Origin of the sequence: Pseudomonas sp. IT-93MI4 (genome assembly GCF_949767635.1) — a bacterium.
In the GTDB taxonomy this organism is placed as follows: Bacteria; Pseudomonadota; Gammaproteobacteria; order Pseudomonadales; family Pseudomonadaceae; genus Aquipseudomonas; species Aquipseudomonas putida_A.
In genome coordinates this window covers 141,792-160,338 of record NZ_CATKPP010000005.1, presented here as the reverse complement: position 1 = coordinate 160,338, position 18,547 = coordinate 141,792, and the positions used below count along the sequence as shown (strand labels likewise).

Here is an 18,547-nt window from a genome sequence, read left to right as displayed (position 1 = left end):
ACATTTGGATCCCGGCCAGTCGCCAACCCTGAGCCCAGCACATAACCCCACGGCACCGACCAGCCGCAATCTTGAGTCCACCAACTAACCCTGTGGGAGCGGGCTTGCTCGCGAAGGCGTCATGTCAGCCAACATCACCATCAACTGACCCACCAGCATTCCCGCCGATAAACCAATCAACCCCGCCCCCTCAACTGCGCCGGACTCACCCCATACGCCTGCTGAAAATACTGACAAAACCGCCCGACATTACTGAAGCCAAAACGCAACGCCACCTCCGTCACCGACACCGAATGCCGCTGGCCCAGTGCCTCGAAAGCCCGCTCCAGCCGCACCTGCCGCTGATACGCCACAATCGACGTCCCGACAAACCGCCGAAACCCATCTTGCAACGCGCGCTGACTGACATTGCTCAACCGCGCCAACTCAACCCCACTCACCAACTGTTCGGGATGCGCCTGAATAAACTCCACCGCCAACTTCACATGCCGCGGCGCCACCCTCGGCGCGGGCTGGCGCAACGCCTCGGTAAAATTGTGCGGCCACGCCTCCAGCACCGCATCAATCAACATCTCACGCAACCGCGACGGCATCAGCGTCCCGCTGTTGAGCAACAGATCAAACTCCGTCCCCGTCGCCAGATCAATCAACGCCTTGATCCCCTGGAACGCCGACGTGTGCAGATCCACCACCGGCTCAAACACAATCTTCTGCACAATCGGCCGCCCCAACAACGCCGCCAACCGCTCAGTCAGTTGCCCCCGATTCACCGAAATCCCGTGCTGCGCATGATTGTCGAGAAACCGCATCGAACGGATATCCGCCTTATCAATCGCCAACCCCACCTGCGCCACACCGACGGACTCGGTGCGGTGGTTGAACACAATCTTGCCCGCCGTGGGAATCACAAAAGTTATCTCGTCCTGCGGGTCGGGGAAGGTCACGGTGAAATCGCCGTGGTAATGCATGCGCCGGAAACTGACGCCATCGTGTCTGCCGTAGACGCCGCCGATGATGATGTTGGAGGGGATCGGCGGGGTGTCGGCGTAGCGATTGCCGAAGAGCCGGGAGAAGAGGGCGCCGAAGTCTTCGCAGTGGAGGTTTTCGGAGCGGAGGATGATTTTTTGGCGGGGGTTTGGGGACACCTTGAGGGCACCTTCGGTTGGGGCTCTTGGATAGGGGGATTGCTAGTCGCCGGGGAGGTTAGCAGCTTGGGGTGACAGGTCTGTGACGGGAATTGAGTCGAGGGAGGGGCCGCATGCTGATGCTGCTTCGTTCGCAACTTGGCCGTGGTCTAAAAAACTATTCAGGGCGCTCATGGAATTCAGCAAAAATATCCGCCATGAAATCCATGAAAACGATGGCTCGCTGAGGCAGCAGCCGATTCGCAAGGTAGACAATCTGGATCGGCACCGGAGGCGCCACGTATTCGTTAAGCAGCAATTGAAGATTGCCACTTCTCAGCCCTTCCTCATAAAGCCATTGCGGCCCCTGCGCGATGCCCAACCCTGCATTGACGTACTCACGGATCGCCTCAGGCGAGTTGACACGCAGTCGTCCGGAGATCGGGACATCCGTATCCCTGAACCGCCAGTTGGTTCCAGTGGACAGGAGGGTATAAATGAGGCAGTCGTGTTTCTTCAGGTCATCAGGCGAAGAGGGAGTGCCACGTTTTTCCAAATACGCACGGCTGGCAACGCACACACGCTCGAACCAAGCCAGTGGCCGGGCTCGCATTGCACTGTCCTCCAGGTGACCGATACGAATCGCGAGTTCTACCCCCTCGTCGACCAAATTGACGTAGCGATCATTGATTTGAAGATCGAGCGACAGTTCGGGGTAGCGGCTTAGAAAACTCGCGACGTGCGGTACGATGAACGTGTGAGCCAATGCGGTCGGGCAAGCGACGCGCAGCAACCCGGACGGCGCTACGTTTCCTCTCAGTGAGGACTCGGACTGTTCCACTGAGTCCAGGATACGCCGCGCATCTGCGTAGTACCGTTCACCCTCGGGCGTGAGCATCAGCTTTCGTGTGGATCGGTGAAGCAGCCTGGTTTGCAAATGGTCTTCAAGCGCAGCGACGTAACGACTGACGCTCGGTTGCCCTAGTCCCAGATCACGCCCCGCAGCAGAAAAACTGCCTGTCTCGACAGCGCGCACAAAACAGCTCATCAGTAACAACCGGTCCATCACACCCCAATTCATGCGGATTTCGCATGAGATCTATTCTATTTGCCCATCTTATCAGTGCGCTGGCATGAATACATAGTTGCTCTCAGAGGGCCAGTCGTCCATTTGGCGGCCCAAAAAGAGAGGAAATTCAGATGTCCCGTTTACAAGGCAAGCGTACCCTGATCACTGGCGGTACAAGCGGCATCGGTCTGGAAACTGCCAAGCAATTTCTCGCCGAAGGCGCACGTGTGATCGTCACCGGTGTCAATCCTGAGTCCATGGCAAATGCTCAAGCAATTTTAGGTAGCGAAGTCCTGGTGTTGCGCGCCGACTCAGCTAGCGTCGCAGCCCAGAAGGAGCTGGCGCAGGCCGTTCAGTCTCATTACGGGCAGTTGGACGTTGCCTTCCTCAATGCTGGCGTATCCGTCTGGAGGCCAATCGAAGACTGGAACGAGGAGATGTTTGATCGCTCCTTCGACATCAATGTCAAAGGCCCTTACTTCCTTCTGCAAGCACTGCTGCCGACTTTCTCTAACCCTGCGTCGGTGGTTCTTAACACCTCGATCAGTGCACATCTGGGCGCCGCGAACTCATCCGTTTACGCCGCAACCAAGGCTGCCTTCCTGAATATGTCGAAAACGCTCTCTGGCGAGCTTCTACCGCGTGGTGTTCGAGTCAATGCGGTCAGCCCTGGTCCGATCGACACGCCGCTGTACGACAAGGCGGGTATACCCGATGCCTACCGCGAGCAGGTCAATAAGGAGATTGTCGCGACTATCCCATTTGGCCGTTTTGGCACGCCTGAAGAAGTAGCCAAGGCGGTGCTGTACCTCGCGTCGGACGAGTCTCGCTGGACGGTGGGAACGGAAATTATTGTTGATGGTGGTCGCGCGCTTTAACGAAATAGGCGCGTCTTCGAGTCTGTACATCCCGCTTCCTGCCCGGAAGCGGGAGTTGTCGAAATGACAGTGTTGATGTCCATTAGGCAATACCCTCCGTGGCACCAGCTAGCTAGCGGCCACAGAGGCCTTACGAGTTACTGCATCGGCACAACATTATCCAACGCCTGATTCACCGCCAATTCCCCCAGCATCACCACCTGCGCAATGCCCAGCAGCGTCTCGCGAATCGGCCCCTCTACCAGCGCAGCCACATCCCCCAACATCACCGTCGCCGAACCCAGCGATTCACTGGCGTTCGCCAGCAGTTCCTCGGTGGCGATTTTGGGGTTGGCGAGGAACATGGCGTTGGGTGTGTAGGGCGTGGCCATGATTTGGCTGGCGGGATTCAGGTAGTGATCGAGGGCGCGTTCGGCGGCTTCGCTGAGTTTTCGGGAATCGGGGGATTCGTAGGGGGAGACCGTTTCGGTTTCGGGCGGGTTTGGTGTGACTTTGAACATAGTGACGCTCCATATGTGGCTAAGGGAACCATCACATTCGCTACCAAACGAGGGTGGTGGCCATTACGAAGGTTGGTAGACCGGACACATGGAAAACCGGCGCGCTCGAAAGCGCCCTGCGCATGGCCACCATAAAACACAGGCGCCAGAAGGCATCTGCGTAAGGTGACGTTTTGCGCCATGTGTGAAACCGGGCTACCAAACCCGATCGCTGCTTTTCAGCGACCGACCCACGATAGAACCCGCACCCTGGGCGCACAAGCCGGCGGATTCTGGCGTAGTCGTAGGCAATGGCGCAAGGCGTTGTAGCCTCGGGGGCGTAACACCGGGTGTCGTATAAACAACACTGTTTAAACGCTTCATCGCGCGCCGTTGCCAGGGTCGCCCTCGGCGAGCAGTTGTCTCATGTATTCGCGTTCGGTTGCGCCGGCCAGGACGCTGATGGTGATGGCTTCGAGCACGGTGATGTGTTGTTCGTTGACGACACTGACTTCGGCGGCGCGTTGTCTCGGGGTTTGCATGGGGGCCTCGCTGCTTATGCGCGGGATGTGTTCAGAGCGTTTGAGCAGGGGGCTTCGCCGGATGATTTTTCGCGTGAGGATTATGAGCGGTCGTGGGTGGAGCGTTTTGCTGTGGAGAGTTTGAATTCGCTGGGGCGTGCGGGGCTTGGGCTGGAGTGAGGGGAGCGCATCTTCGCTCGGCGGACGCCGGGCGAAGATGCTTTGGGCCATCGCGATCAGTAATCCCAGATTGCCGGAATCCAGCGGAATGCTTCGCCGTTGACGGAGACACGGCCAACCGAAGGGAAGGGCAGGTGCGTGGCGACAAACAGTTCGCCGCTGGCGGCGGCTTCCTGCAGCAGCCGTACGCGCACGCGCACCGCTTCTTCGGGGTCGTGCTCGAAGCCGTTGTGCCAGTCCGGGTGGTCGAAGGCTACCGGGAACAGGGCGTCGCCGGCAAAGGTAAGGCGTTCGGCGCCGGACGTCACGTAGATCACGCAATGACCCGGGGTGTGGCCGCCGGTGAGCCTGGCGACCACGCCCGGCGCCACTTGGTATTGGTCTTCGAAGATCCGCAGCTTGCTCTGGTACTGGTCGATGAACGCGTTGGCGGTGGAGCGCAAGACGTCCGGGACCGGCGCGGGCATGTCGGTATAGGTGAAGTCCGGCGAGGTCCAGAAGTCGACTTCGGTGGCGGTGACGTGGATACGCACATCGTCGCGCAGACGGGTTTTCACCGCATCGACGAGCAGGCCGCCGATGTGGTCCATGTGCATGTGGGTGATCACGATATCGGTGACATCCGCGAGGTCGATCCCGGCCGCCGCGAGGCGTTTGGGAAACTGCCCGGCGCGCGGGAAGCCGGGGAACTGGCCGCCGAGGCCGGCGTCGACGAGGATGACCTGCTCGCCGCTGCGCACCACCAGCACATTGAGTGCCCAGTCGAACGCGTCGGGGCCCAGGTACATCTCTTTGAACCACGCGGCGCGGTCGGCGGGATCGGCGTTGGTCGACATGGTCTGGGTCGGCAGCGGCAGCACGCCGTCGCTGATGACCATGACATCGATGTCACCGAGGCGCAGTGCATAGCGCGACGGCACCAGTTCTTCGGTCGGGGTTTGCAGGGTTGCGTTGTTGGCGGTGAAGGAATCCAGAGGCAAGGTCATGGTGTTCTCCTTTTTATCAGGCAAGGTAATCCGGGGGGCGATCAGGCCACCGGGATCATCGGGTCGGCAGCGGCGAGGGCGGTGCGCCGGTCAGCGGCTGGCGGGTAGATCCACACGCTGTTGATTTGCGTCTTCAGTTCCTTGGCTTCGGCTCGCACCAGTTTCAGTTGGCGATCCCAACCTTCGGTGTACACCGCGCCCCAGGCACCCAGGTCCAGGCAGGTCACGTACTTGGGCTGACGGTAAGTGGTTGGCGCTACGCCGAGCAGATCGGCGACGGCGTTGTTGCCGGCATGCCGACCGAGGCTGATGGCGTGCTGGCAGGACATGACCGAGAAGTTGCCGACGTCGTCGGTGGCGGCGCGGGCGACATCGCCGGCCGCGAATACGTGATCGAGGCCTTGTACTTTGAGGTTGCCATCGACGTGCAGACGCCCTTGGCCATCGCGCACGGCGTCGAGTTGTTCGGTCAGCGGGCTGGCGCGGAAACCCACGGTCCAGATCACGGTGTTGCTTTCGATGTGGCGACCGTCAGCGAGTGTGACGCCGTTGGCATCCACGGCGGCGACTGTCGCGTCGACGATCCATTCGATGCCCAGGTCTTTTGACGCCTCGATGATGGACGGACGAATACCGTCGCCCATGGTTGCGGCGATGTCTTTGCTGCGATCAACGATGATCACCCGAACGTCTTGCTCCGTACCAAGAATGGCACGCAGACGGCTGGGCATTTCGGTCGCGGTTTCGATACCGGTGAAGCCCCCACCGGCGATCACCACGGTGTTGCGCGCGGCGCTGACGGGTTGCTTGGCCAGCGAGTGGAGGTGGCGTTCGAGGCGGGCCGACGATTCGATCTGGTCGACGTCGAACGCATGTTCTTTCAGGCCAGGTACCGGCGGACGGGCCAGTTGGCTGCCGCTGGCCAGCACCAGGCGATCGTAGGTCAGTTCACCGGGACGGCCGGCCTCATCGCGATAACCGACACGCCGCGCCTGGCTGTCGACGCTTTCGGCAGTGCCTTTGACGAAGCGCACACCCACGGCATCGAGCAGCGCATCCAGCGGCGCGTACATGCTCTGAACATCAGGCTCGTAGAAGCGCGGACGAATGCGCAGTTCGGCTTGCGGGGCGAGCAGTGTGATCTGCACATCGTGGCGGTCATGCATATCCAGCAAGCGCGCGGCGCTCAACGTGCTCCACAGCCCGCCGAACCCTGCACCGATCACCAATAATTGCTGTTTCATAATGTGCTCCCTGAAGCAGATGGATGGATAAACCGAGTCGTGATTGCGACTCTGGCGTGACGATCACCGGCCGCCGCAAACTGCTTGCCGTACTGCATGGTGCTTAATCGCCCGCTGTCGAAAGCAATGCTATGGCGGGGGGGCTGCGGGCGCAGTTGTCCATCGGTGTGTGCGGGTTACGCATGGGTCGAAGGGGGTTATACGAAGGTATCGGGCAGGTACGCCAAACTGTAGGAGCAGCCGAGGGCTGCGATCTTTTGATCTTGTTTTTAAAGATCAAAGTCAAAAGATCGCAGCCTTCGGCAGCTCCTACAGGGGAGGTGTACGGTGCAGGGCGATGTCAATGTGCCTGAGCAGGTCTTCGGCGCGGAAGGGTTTGGTCAGGCAGGCGATGACGCCGGGGGGGGAATTCTTCATTTCATCGGGACGGGCGGTGACAAAAATCACCGGAATGCGCCAGCCTTGTGCGCATAACGTTTCGTGCAATTGGAGGCCATTCATGCCTGGCATCTGGATATCGGAAATCAGACAGTGCGTCTGCGCCGGACCTTCCGACTCAAGGAAAGCCTGACCTCCCGAATAGCCAAGCACTTGATAATCACTGGCGCGCAACAGGCTTTCCAGCGCACGGCGAATGGCCTCGTCGTCGTCAACCACGGCAATGACAACTTTATGCTGCATAGGGCTCCCTGGCCGGATGGGCACGCATGGCGACTCCTGTCGTTCTTGCACCATACGCCGTCGGCAGCGGCGCAAAACTATACCTAGGTATAGCGCGGCCAGCCCCTTTGCCAGTCAGTGCTGACGGCGTCAGCCTTCGCGGCTGAAGCGGCTGCGATAGTCACGCGGTGAAATCGACAGATGACGCTGGAAGCAGGTGCGCAAACGCTCTTCGTCGCCGAAGCCACTGAGACGCGCGACTTGGTCGATGTTGTGCGTCGAGGTCTCCAGCAAACGCCTGGCTGCTTCGAGGCGAAACAGCTCGATGGCCCTGGAGGGCGTGTGACCGGTGCTCTGTTTGTAGACCCGGGTGAAATTGCGCAGGCTCATTTTGGCCTGTTCGGCGAGGCGTTCCACCGTCAGTTTCGGATCGCTTGAGTGATCCATCAGCCACAGGTGCAGCGAATCGAACTGCGGGCTGCCGTGTATCTGCGATTGCAGCAAGGTGCTGTATTGCGCCTGACCACCGGGACGCTTGAGGTACACCACCAATTCGCGGGCTACCTGCAACGCCACTTCACGGCCACAATCTGCCTCGACCAGCGCCAGAGACAGATCGATTCCTGCCGTGACCCCGGCCGATGTCCAGACCGCGCCCTGTTGAATGAAGATCGCATCGGCATCCACCTCGACCGCCGCAAAGCGCTCGCGCAACGTGTCGCACATGGCCCAGTGCGTGGCGGCGCGGCGACCGTCGAGCAAACCGGCCTGAGCCAGCAGAAAGGCGCCGCTGCACACCGAAACCACACGTCGCGCGGCCTGGCTTTCATGCCGTAGCCACGCGGTGAGTCCGGCGTGATCGTCGAGGGTCTGGCAAATATCGGGCGCGCCGGGCACGACCAGGGTGTCCAGCGCGGCCATGTCGAGCTGGCGCAGCGCCCGGGTGTCCACGGCCAGGCCTTCGATGGTGTTGACCAGGCCGCCTTCAAGGCTGGCGGTGTGCAGTTGATAACCGGGTTGGCCGCGTTCGGCCAAGGCTTTGCTCGCCGCCCAGAACACGGTTTGCGCGCCACTGAGGTCGAGCAGACTCATTCGCGGATAGGCAATAAACACCACGTCGCGCGGCTCGGATTTGGGCCGGGTGAGGGTTTGCAGAGAAACGCTGGACATGGAAATCGGGCCTGTTCAAACGGTGGCAGAGGGGCGGCGGCGTGGCCGATTTTCAGGGGTTTCTGGCCTGTCGGCAATGCGTTACGGCTGCTAGCCTGTTGCGCGACCGTTTGGCTGGCCTCTGGCTGCGTTCGCCATCATGGACTAGATTTATTCACCTGCACATCGCACGCGTTGCGATCTCGCCGAGGACTCACGATGACCCTGTGGTCGCATTCCAGCCCCAGCACAACACCGCCCGCGTTGGGGGAGCCGGTGGTTTATGTGGTCGACGACGACGCGTCCATGCGTCAGGCCCTCGACGGTTTGCTGCGCTCGATCGGGCTGCAGGTGCAGACGTTCGAAACCTCCCGGGACTTCCTCACGTCGGCCAGACGTGATGCCCCCGGCTGCTTGGTGCTCGATGTGCGTTTGCGCGGCGAAAGCGGCTTGATCGTTCAGGAACAGATGGAGAAAAACGGTCTGCGCATTCCCGTGGTGTTTATGACCGGCCACGGCGACATTGCCATGACAGTCAAGGCGATGAAGGCCGGGGCGGTGGATTTTCTGGCCAAGCCTTTTCGTGATCAGGACATGCTCGACGCCGTGGCCAGCGCGTTGGCCCGTGACAGTGCGCGACTGATCGCCGAACAATCCGGCGCAGCCCTGCGCCTGGCCTACGAGACACTGACGGTGCGTGAGCGCGAGGTGCTCGGTTTCGTCATCAGCGGGCTGATGAACAAGCAGATTGCCGCTCAACTCAACCTCAGCGAAGTGACGGTTAAAGTCCATCGCGGCCAGGTCATGAGGAAACTCGCTGCACGTTCGGTGGCCGATCTGGTGCGTATCGCCGAGGCGTTGGGCATCGAACCGGCGCGGCGGACAAGGTGAGCTGAATTTCATCGCGTGGCACAAACTCCTTTCACGGTGTCGACTCGGATGGCCAGCAAACAGCAGATTTTGTGGAACGACGGCGAGCGGGTGTTTTCCCGTGGGCGCGGTAAGGGTGAGGGCAGTCCCAGTGTGCTGGTGATGCGCCCGACCCTTGATCAGCCGTTGCCTGCAACTCTCGACCGATTGGCACACGAATACAGCCTCAGGGATTATCTCGGCGATCAATGGGCGTTGTCGCCGCAAACCCTGGAGCGTGCCGGCGGGACAACGCGCCTGGTGTTCGACGACCCCGGCGGCGAGCCGCTGTCACGCTTGCTGGTCGCACCGCTGGACACGGAAACCTGCCTGTTGCACGCGATCAACATCGCCGTCGCGCTCGGCCATGTGCATCAGTGCGGGCTGGTGCACAAGGATCTCAAGCCGCAGCATATTCTGGTCAATTGCCACGACGGGCAGGCTCGTCTGACTGGCTTCGGTCTGGCCTCGCGTCTGCCGCGCGAACGTCAGGCGCCTGCGCCGCCGGAAACCATCGCCGGCACGCTGGCCTACATGGCGCCCGAACAGACCGGGCGAATGAATCGCTCGATCGACTCACGCAGCGATTTGTATGCCTTCGGCGTGACCTTGTATCAGATGCTCACCGGCTCGTTGCCGTTCAGCGCCAATGACCCTATGGAGTGGGTGCATTGCCACATCGCACGGCTGCCGATGCCTGCGTGTGAACGGGTCGCCACGGTACCGGTGATGCTCTCGCGTGTGGTGATGAAGCTGCTCGCCAAGACGGCCGAAGCGCGCTATCAAACGGCCGCCGGCGTCGAACATGATCTGCGCCGTTGTCTGGACGAGTGGCGGCGGACCCGGCAGATCCAGGTGTTCACGCTGAACGAGCAGGGCGCGATCGACCGCTTGTTGATCCCGGAGAAGCTCTACGGGCGTGAGCGCGAAGTGCAAACGCTGGTCGACGCCTTTGCCCACGTGGTAAAGACTTCTTCGCCGAGGCTGGTGCTGGTGTCGGGTTATTCGGGCATCGGCAAGTCCTCGGTGGTCAGTGAATTGCACAAGGTATTGGTGCCGTCGCGGGGGTTGTTCGCTGCCGGCAAGTTCGATCAATACCAGCGCGACATTCCCTATGCGACGCTGGTTCAGGCTTTTCAGGGACTGGTGCGCACGTTGTTGGGCAAGCGGCGTGAGGTGCTCGCTGACTGGCGAGCGGCGTTGTTGCAGGCACTTTCACCGAACGCGCGGCTGATGACCGAGCTGATCCCGGAACTCAAACTGATCATTGGCGAACCGCCACCGGTGCCGGATCTTGAGCCGCAGCAAGCGCAGCAGCGTTTCATGGCGGTGTTGCAACGTTTCATAGGCGTGTTCGCCCGGCCCGAGCACCCGCTGGCGCTGTTCCTTGATGACCTGCAATGGCTGGATGCGGCGACGCTCGATCTGCTGGAAGACCTGCTGACTCGCTCGGACCTTGGGCACTTGTTGCTGGTGGGGGCTTACCGCGATAACGAGGTCGATGCCGATCACCCGCTCAATGGCAAGCTCCAGGCCATGCGCACTGCCGGCGTGCACATCGATGAGATCCGCCTGGCGTCGCTCGCCGGTGTGCACATCGAGCAACTGATTGCCGAGTCCCTGCGCTGTCCTCCCGCAAGCATCGTTGCATTGGCGCGGCTGGTGCTGGACAAGACCTATGGCAATCCCTTTTTCGTCATCCAGTTTCTGCACGCCCTGTTCGAGGAGCAGTTGCTGGTTTACGACCATCAGTTCAGCCGCTGGCGCTGGGATCTGTCACTCATCAACGCCAAGGGCTACACCGATAACGTAGTCGATCTGATGCTCGGCAAACTGGCGCGCCTGCCGCTGGACACTCGTCAGGCGCTGCAACAACTGGCCTGCCTGGGCAACGTGGCGCGGATCGACACGTTGGCGACCGTGCTCGACCTGTCGACGGTGCGCGTACGCGCGGTGCTGTGGCCGGCGGTGCGTCAGGAACTGATCGAGTTGCACGAAGGCACCTGTGCCTTCGCCCATGACCGCATTCACGAGGCCGCGTACTCGCTGATCGCTGACGTCGAACGCGCGCAACGCCATCTGCGCATCGGCCGGTTGCTCGCTTTGCAAACGCAGCGCGAAGGGCGCGAAGAGGCAATCTTCGAAATCGTCGGTCAACTCAATCGCGGCGCCAGCCTGATCAGCGCCCGCGCCGAACGCGAACAGTTGGCCGAATTCAACCTGCTCGCCGGCCAGCGCGCCAAGGCGTCGACCGCTTACACGTCAGCGCTGACTTACCTGGGCGCGGGCGCGGCGATGCTCGGCGAGCAGGACGCTGACAGTCGCCATGAACTGGGGTTTGCCCTGGCGCTGAACCGCGCCGAGTGCGAGTTCCTCACCGGGCAACTGCCGCTGGCCGAGGCGCGTTTGACCGCGCTGGCCGAGCGCGCCATAACCACCGTGGAACGGGCGGCAGTCACCTGTTTGCAGATGGATGTCTACTTGCTGCTCGATCGCAGTGATCGCGCAGTTAGCGTGTGCCTGGCGTATTTGCGTCAGGTTGGCATCGACTGGACGGCGCATCCGGACGATCAGCAAGTGCGTTTCGAGTACGAACAGATCTGGACGCAACTGGGTGAGCGCAGCATTGAGCAGTTGATCGACCTGCCACTGATGGAAGACCCGGCCGCGCTGGTCACGCTGGATGCGTTGAGCAAACTCTTCGCACCGGCGTTGCAGTCGGATGCCAATCTGGCCTGCCTGACCATCTGCAAGGCCGTCAGTCTGAGTCTGCAACACGGCAACTGCGATGCCTCCTGCATGCTCTACGCCAACGTGATGCGAGTCGCCGGCCCGCGCTTCGGCGACTATGCCGCCGGTTACCGCTTTGGCCGTTTGGGCTGCGATCTGGTCGACCGCCGTGGACTGACGCGATACGAAGCGCGTACCTACCTGTGCTTCTCGATTTTTGTGGTGCGCTGGATGCGACCGGTGCGTGAGTGCCGCGAATTGCTGCGCCGAGCACTCAGCGCCGGCAACCGCATCGGCGATTTGCCTTATGCGGCCTATGCTGGCAACAGCCTGATTTCCGATCTGTTGTTTATTGGCGAGCCGCTGGCGCAAGTGCAGGATCAGGCCGAGACGGGGCTGGCCTATGCGCAGAAGATTCGCTTCGGTCTGGTGGTGAGCTTCATCAGTTGCCAACGCGCGCTGATTCGCATGCTGCGCGGGCAGACGCCGCAGTTTGGCTGTTTCAACGACGAGCACTTTGACGAGGCAAGTTTTGAGACGAACCTTGCTGCCCCGGATCTGGCACTGGCTCGCGGCAAATATTGGGTGCGCAAACTGCAGGCGCGCTATCTGGCCGGGGATTATCCGGCGGCGGCCGTCTGCGCAGCGCAGGCACAGGCGCTGTTGTGGGTGATTTCCTCGTTTTTTGAAGAGGCCGAATATCACTTTTACGCCGCCTTGACTCTGGCCGCTGCCGCCGAGTCAGACCCTGATCAACGGCAACGCCTGAGTGAACATCTCGATCAACTGCAAGTCTGGGCGCAACAGTCTGCGCAGACTTTTGCCAGTCAGACGGCGCTGGTCGCTGCTGAAATCGCTCGGGTTGCAGGGCAGTTGATCGAAGCACAGTCGTTGTACGAGCAGGCGATTCAACTGGCCCAGGACAGCGGTTTTGTGCATGTCGAAGCCTTGGCCAACGAACTCGCCGCGCACTTCTACAGCGCCCGTGGTCTGGACAAGATCGCCCACCTGTACATGCAGGACGCGCGCTACGGTTATCGGCGTTGGGGCGCCGAGGGTAAGGTGCGACATCTGGAGCGATGCCACCGCTATTTGCGCAATGAAGAGGCGTCACCCAGCCCGACCGCGACCATCATCACCCCGGTCGAGCATCTGGATCTGGCCACGGTGCTCAAGGTGTCCCAAGCCGTTTCAGGCGAAATTGTCCTGGATCGACTGATCGAAATGGTCATGCGCACCGCCATCGAGCAGGCCGGCGCCGAGCACGGCCTGCTGATTTTGACTGACGGTGAGACGCCCTATATCGCTGCACGCACCAGCGTCGGCGACGACAGCACGCAATTGTGCAATGAGCCGGTGAGCACCACAGCGTTGGCCGAGTCGGTGCTCTATCAGACCCTGCGCACCGGCGAAAGTCTGTGCCTGGACGACGCCGTCACCGATCCGGCCTTCGCCGCTGACCTGTACATTCATCAGCGCGGCGCGCGTTCGATCCTGTGCCTGCCATTGATGAATCAGGGGCGGATTGCCGGGGCGCTGTACCTGGAAAACAACCTGTCTGCCGGTGTATTCAGCCCGGCGCGTTTTGCCGTGCTGCGACTGGTGGCTTCACAGGCGGCGATCTCGCTGGACAACGCGCGGCTGTATCGCGACGTCGCCGAGCGTGAGGCGAAGATTCGTCGACTGGTCGACGCCAACATCATCGGCATCATCGTCTGGAATATTGAAGGGGAGATTATTGAAGCCAACGACGCGTTTCTGCGCATGGTCGGTTACGAACGCGAAGATTTGCTCTCGCGCAAGGTGCACTGGCGGGACATGACCCCGCCGCCATCGCGCGCGGAAAGTGAAGTTGCGCTGGTGACCGCGATCCGCACCGGGCGTGCCCAGCCGTTCGAAAAGGAATACATCCGCAAGGACGGCAGCCGCCTGCCGGTGATCGTCGGTCTGGCCGCGTTCGAAGCCAGTCAGCAGCAGGGAGTGGCGTTTGTCCTCGACCTGAGCGAACGTAAACAGGCTGAAGAACAAGTGCGCGAGAGCGAACGCCGATATCGCCAGGTCCAGGCGGAACTGTCCCACGCCAATCGCGTGGCGACCATGGGCCAGTTGGCGGCGTCCATCGCCCACGAAGTCAACCAGCCGATCGCCGCCACCGTGACCAATGCCAACGCCGCGTTGCGCTGGCTCGGTGCGCAACCGGCGAACATCGACGAGGTCAAGCAGGGCCTCAGACGTATCATCAACGATGGCAACCGCGCAGCCGAGGTGCTCGGACGCATCCGCGCACTGATCCGCAAGACGCCACCGCAACGCCAGGCGCTGAACCTCAACGCGGTCGTGGGTGAAATGGTCGGATTCACGCGCGGTGAGGCGGCGCGATGCGGGGCCGTGGTGAGCAAACAATTGGCCAGCGATTTGCCTGCGGTATTGGCCGACCGGGTCGAATTGCAGCAGGTCCTGCTCAACCTGATCATCAATGCCCTGGAAGCAATGGAGGTGATGGAGGCGGGCGAGCGCAGACTGCTGATTACCAGCGAATCCGTTGCAGATGACGTTCGGATCATGGTTAGCGACTCCGGGCCGGGATTCGCCTGCGAGCGTGCGGAGGAAGTGTTCACCGCGTTCTACACCACCAAATCGGCCGGTCTGGGCATGGGCCTGTCGATTTGCCGCAGCATCATCGAAGCCCATGGTGGACGCTTGTGGGCGGAGGCCAATTTGCCGTTGGGTGCGCGAGTGTTATTTACGCTGGCTGCGTGCAAGAGCGCCGCAACTCTCCAGTAGTCATAGCCGGGGAGGCAGGTGACGGTCGTCTCGGGATCTTTGTTGACTGGGCTGGCCTCTTCGCGAGCAAGCTCGCTCCCACAGGGGGGGGCGGTGTTCGCGAATAGTGTGGCGGACGCAAAACCTGTGGGAGCGGGCTTGCTCGCGAAAAGGGCATCCACGGTGTGTGGATTTATTCATCACCATTCTGGACACAGTGTTTGTCCAACCGACCGATTTTTGCCGTGCGCTTGAACCCCTAACATCGTCTCCACTCCGTGAACAAACACGGTTCCCCCACGAGACGGTGAACATCATGAAACTGGCAAAAATCGCTCTTCTTCTGGTCTTCGGTGGTATCGGCGCGCAAGCGTTTGCAGCTGACGAGACCGCGCAAGTCGAGGCCTACAACGCCGCCGCTCAAGCAGACATCGCCCACGTGGTGTCGATCTCCGAAGCGGCCAATCAGTGCGGCGCGGTGCCGGTGCAGATGACTTATGACGACTCGACCGGTGCACGGCATGTCGTGCAATACCAGGTGATGGGCAGCGGTTGTTCCAACGGTTGATGTCGGTGCAGGCGCTGGAGGGTCGACACTCCAGGTCTGCGGCACTAAGCGTTGGCGAGTTCTTTGGCCGCGGCCATGTCTTCATCGGACGCCAGCAGTTGCGGGATGGCGGTTTTCAGGAACTCCACCCAGGTCTTGATTTTGGCATCGACGAATTTGCGCGACGGGTAGATCGCGAACAGGTTGTATTCCTCCAGGCGGTACTGCGGCAGTACCCGCACCAGCGTGCCTCCGACCAATCCTTCGACGGCTGATGCCAGCGGCTGAATGCCGATGCCCATGCCATTTCTGATCGCCGTGGCCATGCCGTCGGCGGTGTTGATGTGGAAGGGGGAGTCGGGGATATTCTGCGTTTCCATGCCTTGTGGGCCTTCGAACACCCAGTTTTCTGCAGGCATCACCGTGTTGACGATGCGCAGGCAGTCGTGCGCGGCGAGGTCGGCGGGTGTGGCGGGGTGGCCGCGTTTGGCCAGGTACGACGGCGAGGCGCAGAGGATGCTGTAGGTGGTGCCCAGGCGTTGCGCGACGAAACCGGAATCCGGCAGGTCGCGGGCGAGGACGATCGACATGTCATAGCTTTCTTCGAGCAGGTCGGGCAGGCGATTGCTCAGGGTCAGATCGAACATCACCGTGGGGTGAATCTCGCGGTAACGGGCGATCGCATTGATCACATAGTGGTTGCCGATGGCGGCCATGGCGTGGATCTTCAGACGCCCGACCGGCAAGGTCTGCGCGGTGCCGGCTTCGTCATCGGCCTCGCGCAGGTCATCGAGGATTTTTTCGGCGCGCTGCAAATAACGCACGCCGGCTTCGGTCAGGGCGAGGCGGCGGGTGGTGCGGTTGATCAGGCGCGTGTGCAGCCGGGCTTCGAGGCTGGAGACGGCTTTGGAGACGTTGGTCGTGGTGGTGTCGAGCACATCGGCCGCAGCGGTGAAGCTGCCGCTCTGGGCGACGGCGACGAAGCAGCGCAGGGTCTGAATAACGTCCATCGTTGTGGTTGGCTCTGTGGCTGGGATGGCCATTCTAGGGTTTGCCGTGGGTGGTGTTGCAAATGTTTGCGAATGAGGGGCGGGCGCATGGCGGGTGAAGGGCTTGAAGACATTCTGGCGCCGGGGCTGTCGGTGGTGTTCTGCGGGATCAATCCGGGATTGCTCGCGGCGGCGCAGGGGCATCATTTCGCCGGGCGCAGTAATCGCTTCTGGCGCACCTTGCACTTGGCCGGGTTCACGCCGCATGAAGTGCGGGTGGAGGACGATCGAAGTCTCCTGCAATTTGACTGCGGTTTGACGGCGGTGGTCGAGCGGCCGACGGCGCGGGCGGATCAGTTGGCGGTGGAGGAATTCGCCGCAGCGGCCCTAGGCTTTGAACAGAAGATCTTCCGCTATGCGCCGCGTTATGTGGCTTTTCTTGGCAAGGCTGCGTATGCGGCGTTATCGGGGCAGAAGGTGGTGACGTGGGGGGCGCAGGCAAGGACCTTCGGCGGCGCGCACGTGTGGGTGTTGCCCAATCCCAGCGGCCGGAACCGCGCGTTTACGCTTGAACAATTGGTGGTGGATTATCGGCAGTTGCGTAGGGTGGTAGAGCACCAATAACTGCGCGATCGGGATTCAGGCCCGGCTCGCGAGGCCGGGCATGAATCGGTTCCGTACAAGTGCAAGGTTTGCGACTCAGCCCGGTGCAGCTATACCAGCAGGTATTTGTCCAATTCGTCGATAACGCTCATCGATACGGCCCGTTGTGCGCTGATCCGTGTATCCAACTCTCCAATAATCTGCTTGTCTCTCTCGGCACGGATGGCACCAAACAGATCCAGCTTGTCCAGCAGATAACAGACGAACGTCATACTCAGTGCGGTGGCTGCGCCGACGAGTATGGCCGTAAGCATCCCGGCGATGGGGGTGAACAAGGGCACGCTCAGGATGAGCTTCTCGACCGCTTCTTCAAGCGCTACACCTCCCACGACGACACCGCCTGCCGCGAGCAGCTTTAACGCTTCATGCGCAGCCTGCGAAAAACTCAGTTCCTTGGGAGGAAACAGGAACGTCTTCAGCGCCTTGAGCAGAGAGAAAATGCCTTCACGGATCATTCGCACGGCACGCTTGCCGGTGGTGACGAAAAGGTTGATCAGCACCGTTACCGCATTGGAAACGAAACCCGAGACAAAACCGCCGCTGAAGCTATCGAGCATTTGCTCCCATTTTGCAGAGACAGTCGCGCCGACGCGTTTCAGTCGCTCACCTAAGTCGGCGAACAGGGTTTCGTTCTGACGACCGTTACGGTAAAGATCCTTGATCTCGTCCAAGGCACTGCTGAAAAGCTCGACCATGAGCATGCCAAAAGCCTGCTGGGCGCCCATTTTCAACCCTTCGGTGACGCCGGTCTGTGCGGCATGCGTAGTGTAGAAAGCGGCTTTTTCGCCGGTGGTGGGTTGGTGTTTCTCGGCGGTCGCTTCACCGCGCTCTACGGCTTTCTTGAGGTTGTCTTCCTGGATGCCGTAGTGCTTTTCGTTGGTTTCATCGCGGCCATTGGCTTTCCTATTGGCCCATTCCTGCTTTTCGACATCGCTCATGGATTGGTTGATGCTGCGCCGGGTCGAGATCAGGTTTTCGGTATCGGTCGCAAAGTCGGCGCGCCGGGTCTTCGATTGCATGAAGCCGCCGTCCTTGTGATAGGTGTGCAACGGCACGATGTGGTCGGGGCTGGTCTCGCTGCCAAGGACCGTTTCACCGGTATATCCATCAACCAGTTTGTTGTAAGTGTCTGACTGATTTTCGTCTTTACCCAACTGATCCTTGGTGAACGTTGCGCCCACGGATTGCTTCGATTTTCCGGCGAATTGCTTCTCTTGGGAGTTCTTGGTGTGGGTGTAGTCCTTGCGGTTGTACTCGTCATCGGTACGGGCATAAATGCCTTGCCGGGCATTGTGAATGGTCGTCACGTTGCCGCCTTGTTTGTCGTACACCGACAGTACTTTACCCAGACCGAGCGGCCCGGCGATGGCACCCACGATATCCCTCTGCGCCTTGGTCAGAAGGGCATCAACCCGGGCACTTTCGAAATGCTGCTCGAGTTGTTCGAGCAGTAAGCGTGCCTCATCAGGGGCTGATTTTATCGAGACGGACAGCGACGCGTGGTAGTCGAGGCTGGCGAAGCGCGAAGCGTTACCTTCGGCAGCGAGGAGAGCGGCCACGTCTTCGGGCGCTGCTGCGACGTGGATCAATGGGCGGTTTGCAAGTCGCGTGCGCAAGGCTTGCTGCTTTTTAAACTGTTCGAGTTTACTCACTGGC

At 60.8% G+C, this 18,547-nt stretch carries 15 protein-coding genes; 5 read left to right on the top strand and 10 right to left on the bottom strand.

All coding sequences use genetic code 11. The annotated features are described in order from the left end of the window. Window positions 1–176: 176 nt before the first annotated feature. Together ACM6I7_RS04855 and ACM6I7_RS04850 are read right to left on the bottom strand one after the other, a co-directional pair. On the bottom strand, window positions 177–1,145 hold the full coding sequence (locus ACM6I7_RS04855; protein ID WP_414888065.1) for an AraC family transcriptional regulator: 969 nt from the start codon (window positions 1,143–1,145) through the stop codon (window positions 177–179). A 157-nt stretch (window positions 1,146–1,302) separates the two neighbouring features. Continuing rightward, window positions 1,303–2,190: a LysR family transcriptional regulator gene (locus ACM6I7_RS04850; protein WP_177409056.1), complete on the bottom strand. Its 888-nt coding sequence runs from the start codon at window positions 2,188–2,190 to the stop codon at window positions 1,303–1,305. Between the two features lie 134 nt (window positions 2,191–2,324). Here ACM6I7_RS04850 and ACM6I7_RS04845 point away from each other — a divergent pair, with 134 nt between their 5' ends. Continuing rightward, window positions 2,325–3,071: an SDR family oxidoreductase gene (locus tag ACM6I7_RS04845; protein ID WP_096796887.1), complete on the top strand. Its 747-nt coding sequence runs from the start codon at window positions 2,325–2,327 to the stop codon at window positions 3,069–3,071. 137 nt (window positions 3,072–3,208) lie between these two features. Here the strand turns inward: ACM6I7_RS04845 and ACM6I7_RS04840 are convergent, their stop codons facing one another. From ACM6I7_RS04840 to ACM6I7_RS04815, 6 genes are all read right to left on the bottom strand, one after another. After that, a complete protein-coding gene (locus ACM6I7_RS04840; protein ID WP_414888064.1) occupies window positions 3,209–3,571 on the bottom strand; it encodes a DUF6124 family protein in 363 nt (120 codons plus the stop codon). Window positions 3,572–3,930: 359 nt separating this feature from the next. Beyond that, window positions 3,931–4,092: a hypothetical protein gene (locus ACM6I7_RS04835; protein ID WP_190953386.1), complete on the bottom strand. Its 162-nt coding sequence runs from the start codon at window positions 4,090–4,092 to the stop codon at window positions 3,931–3,933. 215 nt (window positions 4,093–4,307) lie between these two features. Then, a complete protein-coding gene (locus tag ACM6I7_RS04830) occupies window positions 4,308–5,237 on the bottom strand; it encodes an MBL fold metallo-hydrolase (RefSeq protein WP_097089958.1) in 930 nt (309 codons plus the stop codon). Between the two features lie 41 nt (window positions 5,238–5,278). Continuing rightward, entirely contained in the window at window positions 5,279–6,481 is a 1,203-nt protein-coding gene (locus ACM6I7_RS04825; RefSeq protein WP_414888063.1) for an NAD(P)/FAD-dependent oxidoreductase, read from the bottom strand. A gap of 309 nt (window positions 6,482–6,790) precedes the next feature. After that, complete coding sequence (locus tag ACM6I7_RS04820) at window positions 6,791–7,162, bottom strand: response regulator transcription factor (RefSeq protein ID WP_049827937.1); 372 nt, start codon at window positions 7,160–7,162, stop codon at window positions 6,791–6,793. Window positions 7,163–7,291: 129 nt separating this feature from the next. Continuing rightward, window positions 7,292–8,311 (bottom strand): GlxA family transcriptional regulator, encoded by a 1,020-nt coding sequence (locus ACM6I7_RS04815; RefSeq protein ID WP_027613800.1) that lies wholly within the window; start codon window positions 8,309–8,311, stop codon window positions 7,292–7,294. A 198-nt stretch (window positions 8,312–8,509) separates the two neighbouring features. On the opposite strand from ACM6I7_RS04815, the gene ACM6I7_RS04810 reads away from it, so the two are divergent. From ACM6I7_RS04810 to ACM6I7_RS04800, 3 genes are all read left to right on the top strand, one after another. Further along, entirely contained in the window at window positions 8,510–9,181 is a 672-nt protein-coding gene (locus ACM6I7_RS04810; protein WP_414888062.1) for a response regulator transcription factor, read from the top strand. Window positions 9,182–9,229: 48 nt separating this feature from the next. Next, window positions 9,230–14,713 (top strand): AAA family ATPase, encoded by a 5,484-nt coding sequence (locus ACM6I7_RS04805; protein ID WP_414888061.1) that lies wholly within the window; start codon window positions 9,230–9,232, stop codon window positions 14,711–14,713. 295 nt (window positions 14,714–15,008) lie between these two features. Continuing rightward, window positions 15,009–15,260, top strand: coding sequence for a DUF2790 domain-containing protein (locus tag ACM6I7_RS04800; protein WP_027613803.1), 252 nt, complete (start codon window positions 15,009–15,011; stop codon window positions 15,258–15,260). Between the two features lie 44 nt (window positions 15,261–15,304). Here the strand turns inward: ACM6I7_RS04800 and ACM6I7_RS04795 are convergent, their stop codons facing one another. Beyond that, window positions 15,305–16,249, bottom strand: a complete 945-nt coding sequence (locus tag ACM6I7_RS04795; RefSeq protein WP_027613804.1) for a LysR family transcriptional regulator — start codon at window positions 16,247–16,249, stop codon at window positions 15,305–15,307. Between the two features lie 87 nt (window positions 16,250–16,336). On the opposite strand from ACM6I7_RS04795, the gene mug reads away from it, so the two are divergent. Continuing rightward, window positions 16,337–16,852: a G/U mismatch-specific DNA glycosylase gene (mug, locus tag ACM6I7_RS04790; RefSeq protein ID WP_027613805.1), complete on the top strand. Its 516-nt coding sequence runs from the start codon at window positions 16,337–16,339 to the stop codon at window positions 16,850–16,852. Between the two features lie 89 nt (window positions 16,853–16,941). Here the strand turns inward: mug and ACM6I7_RS04785 are convergent, their stop codons facing one another. Further along, window positions 16,942–18,543 (bottom strand): hypothetical protein, encoded by a 1,602-nt coding sequence (locus tag ACM6I7_RS04785; protein ID WP_027613806.1) that lies wholly within the window; start codon window positions 18,541–18,543, stop codon window positions 16,942–16,944. Window positions 18,544–18,547: the final 4 nt, after the last annotated feature.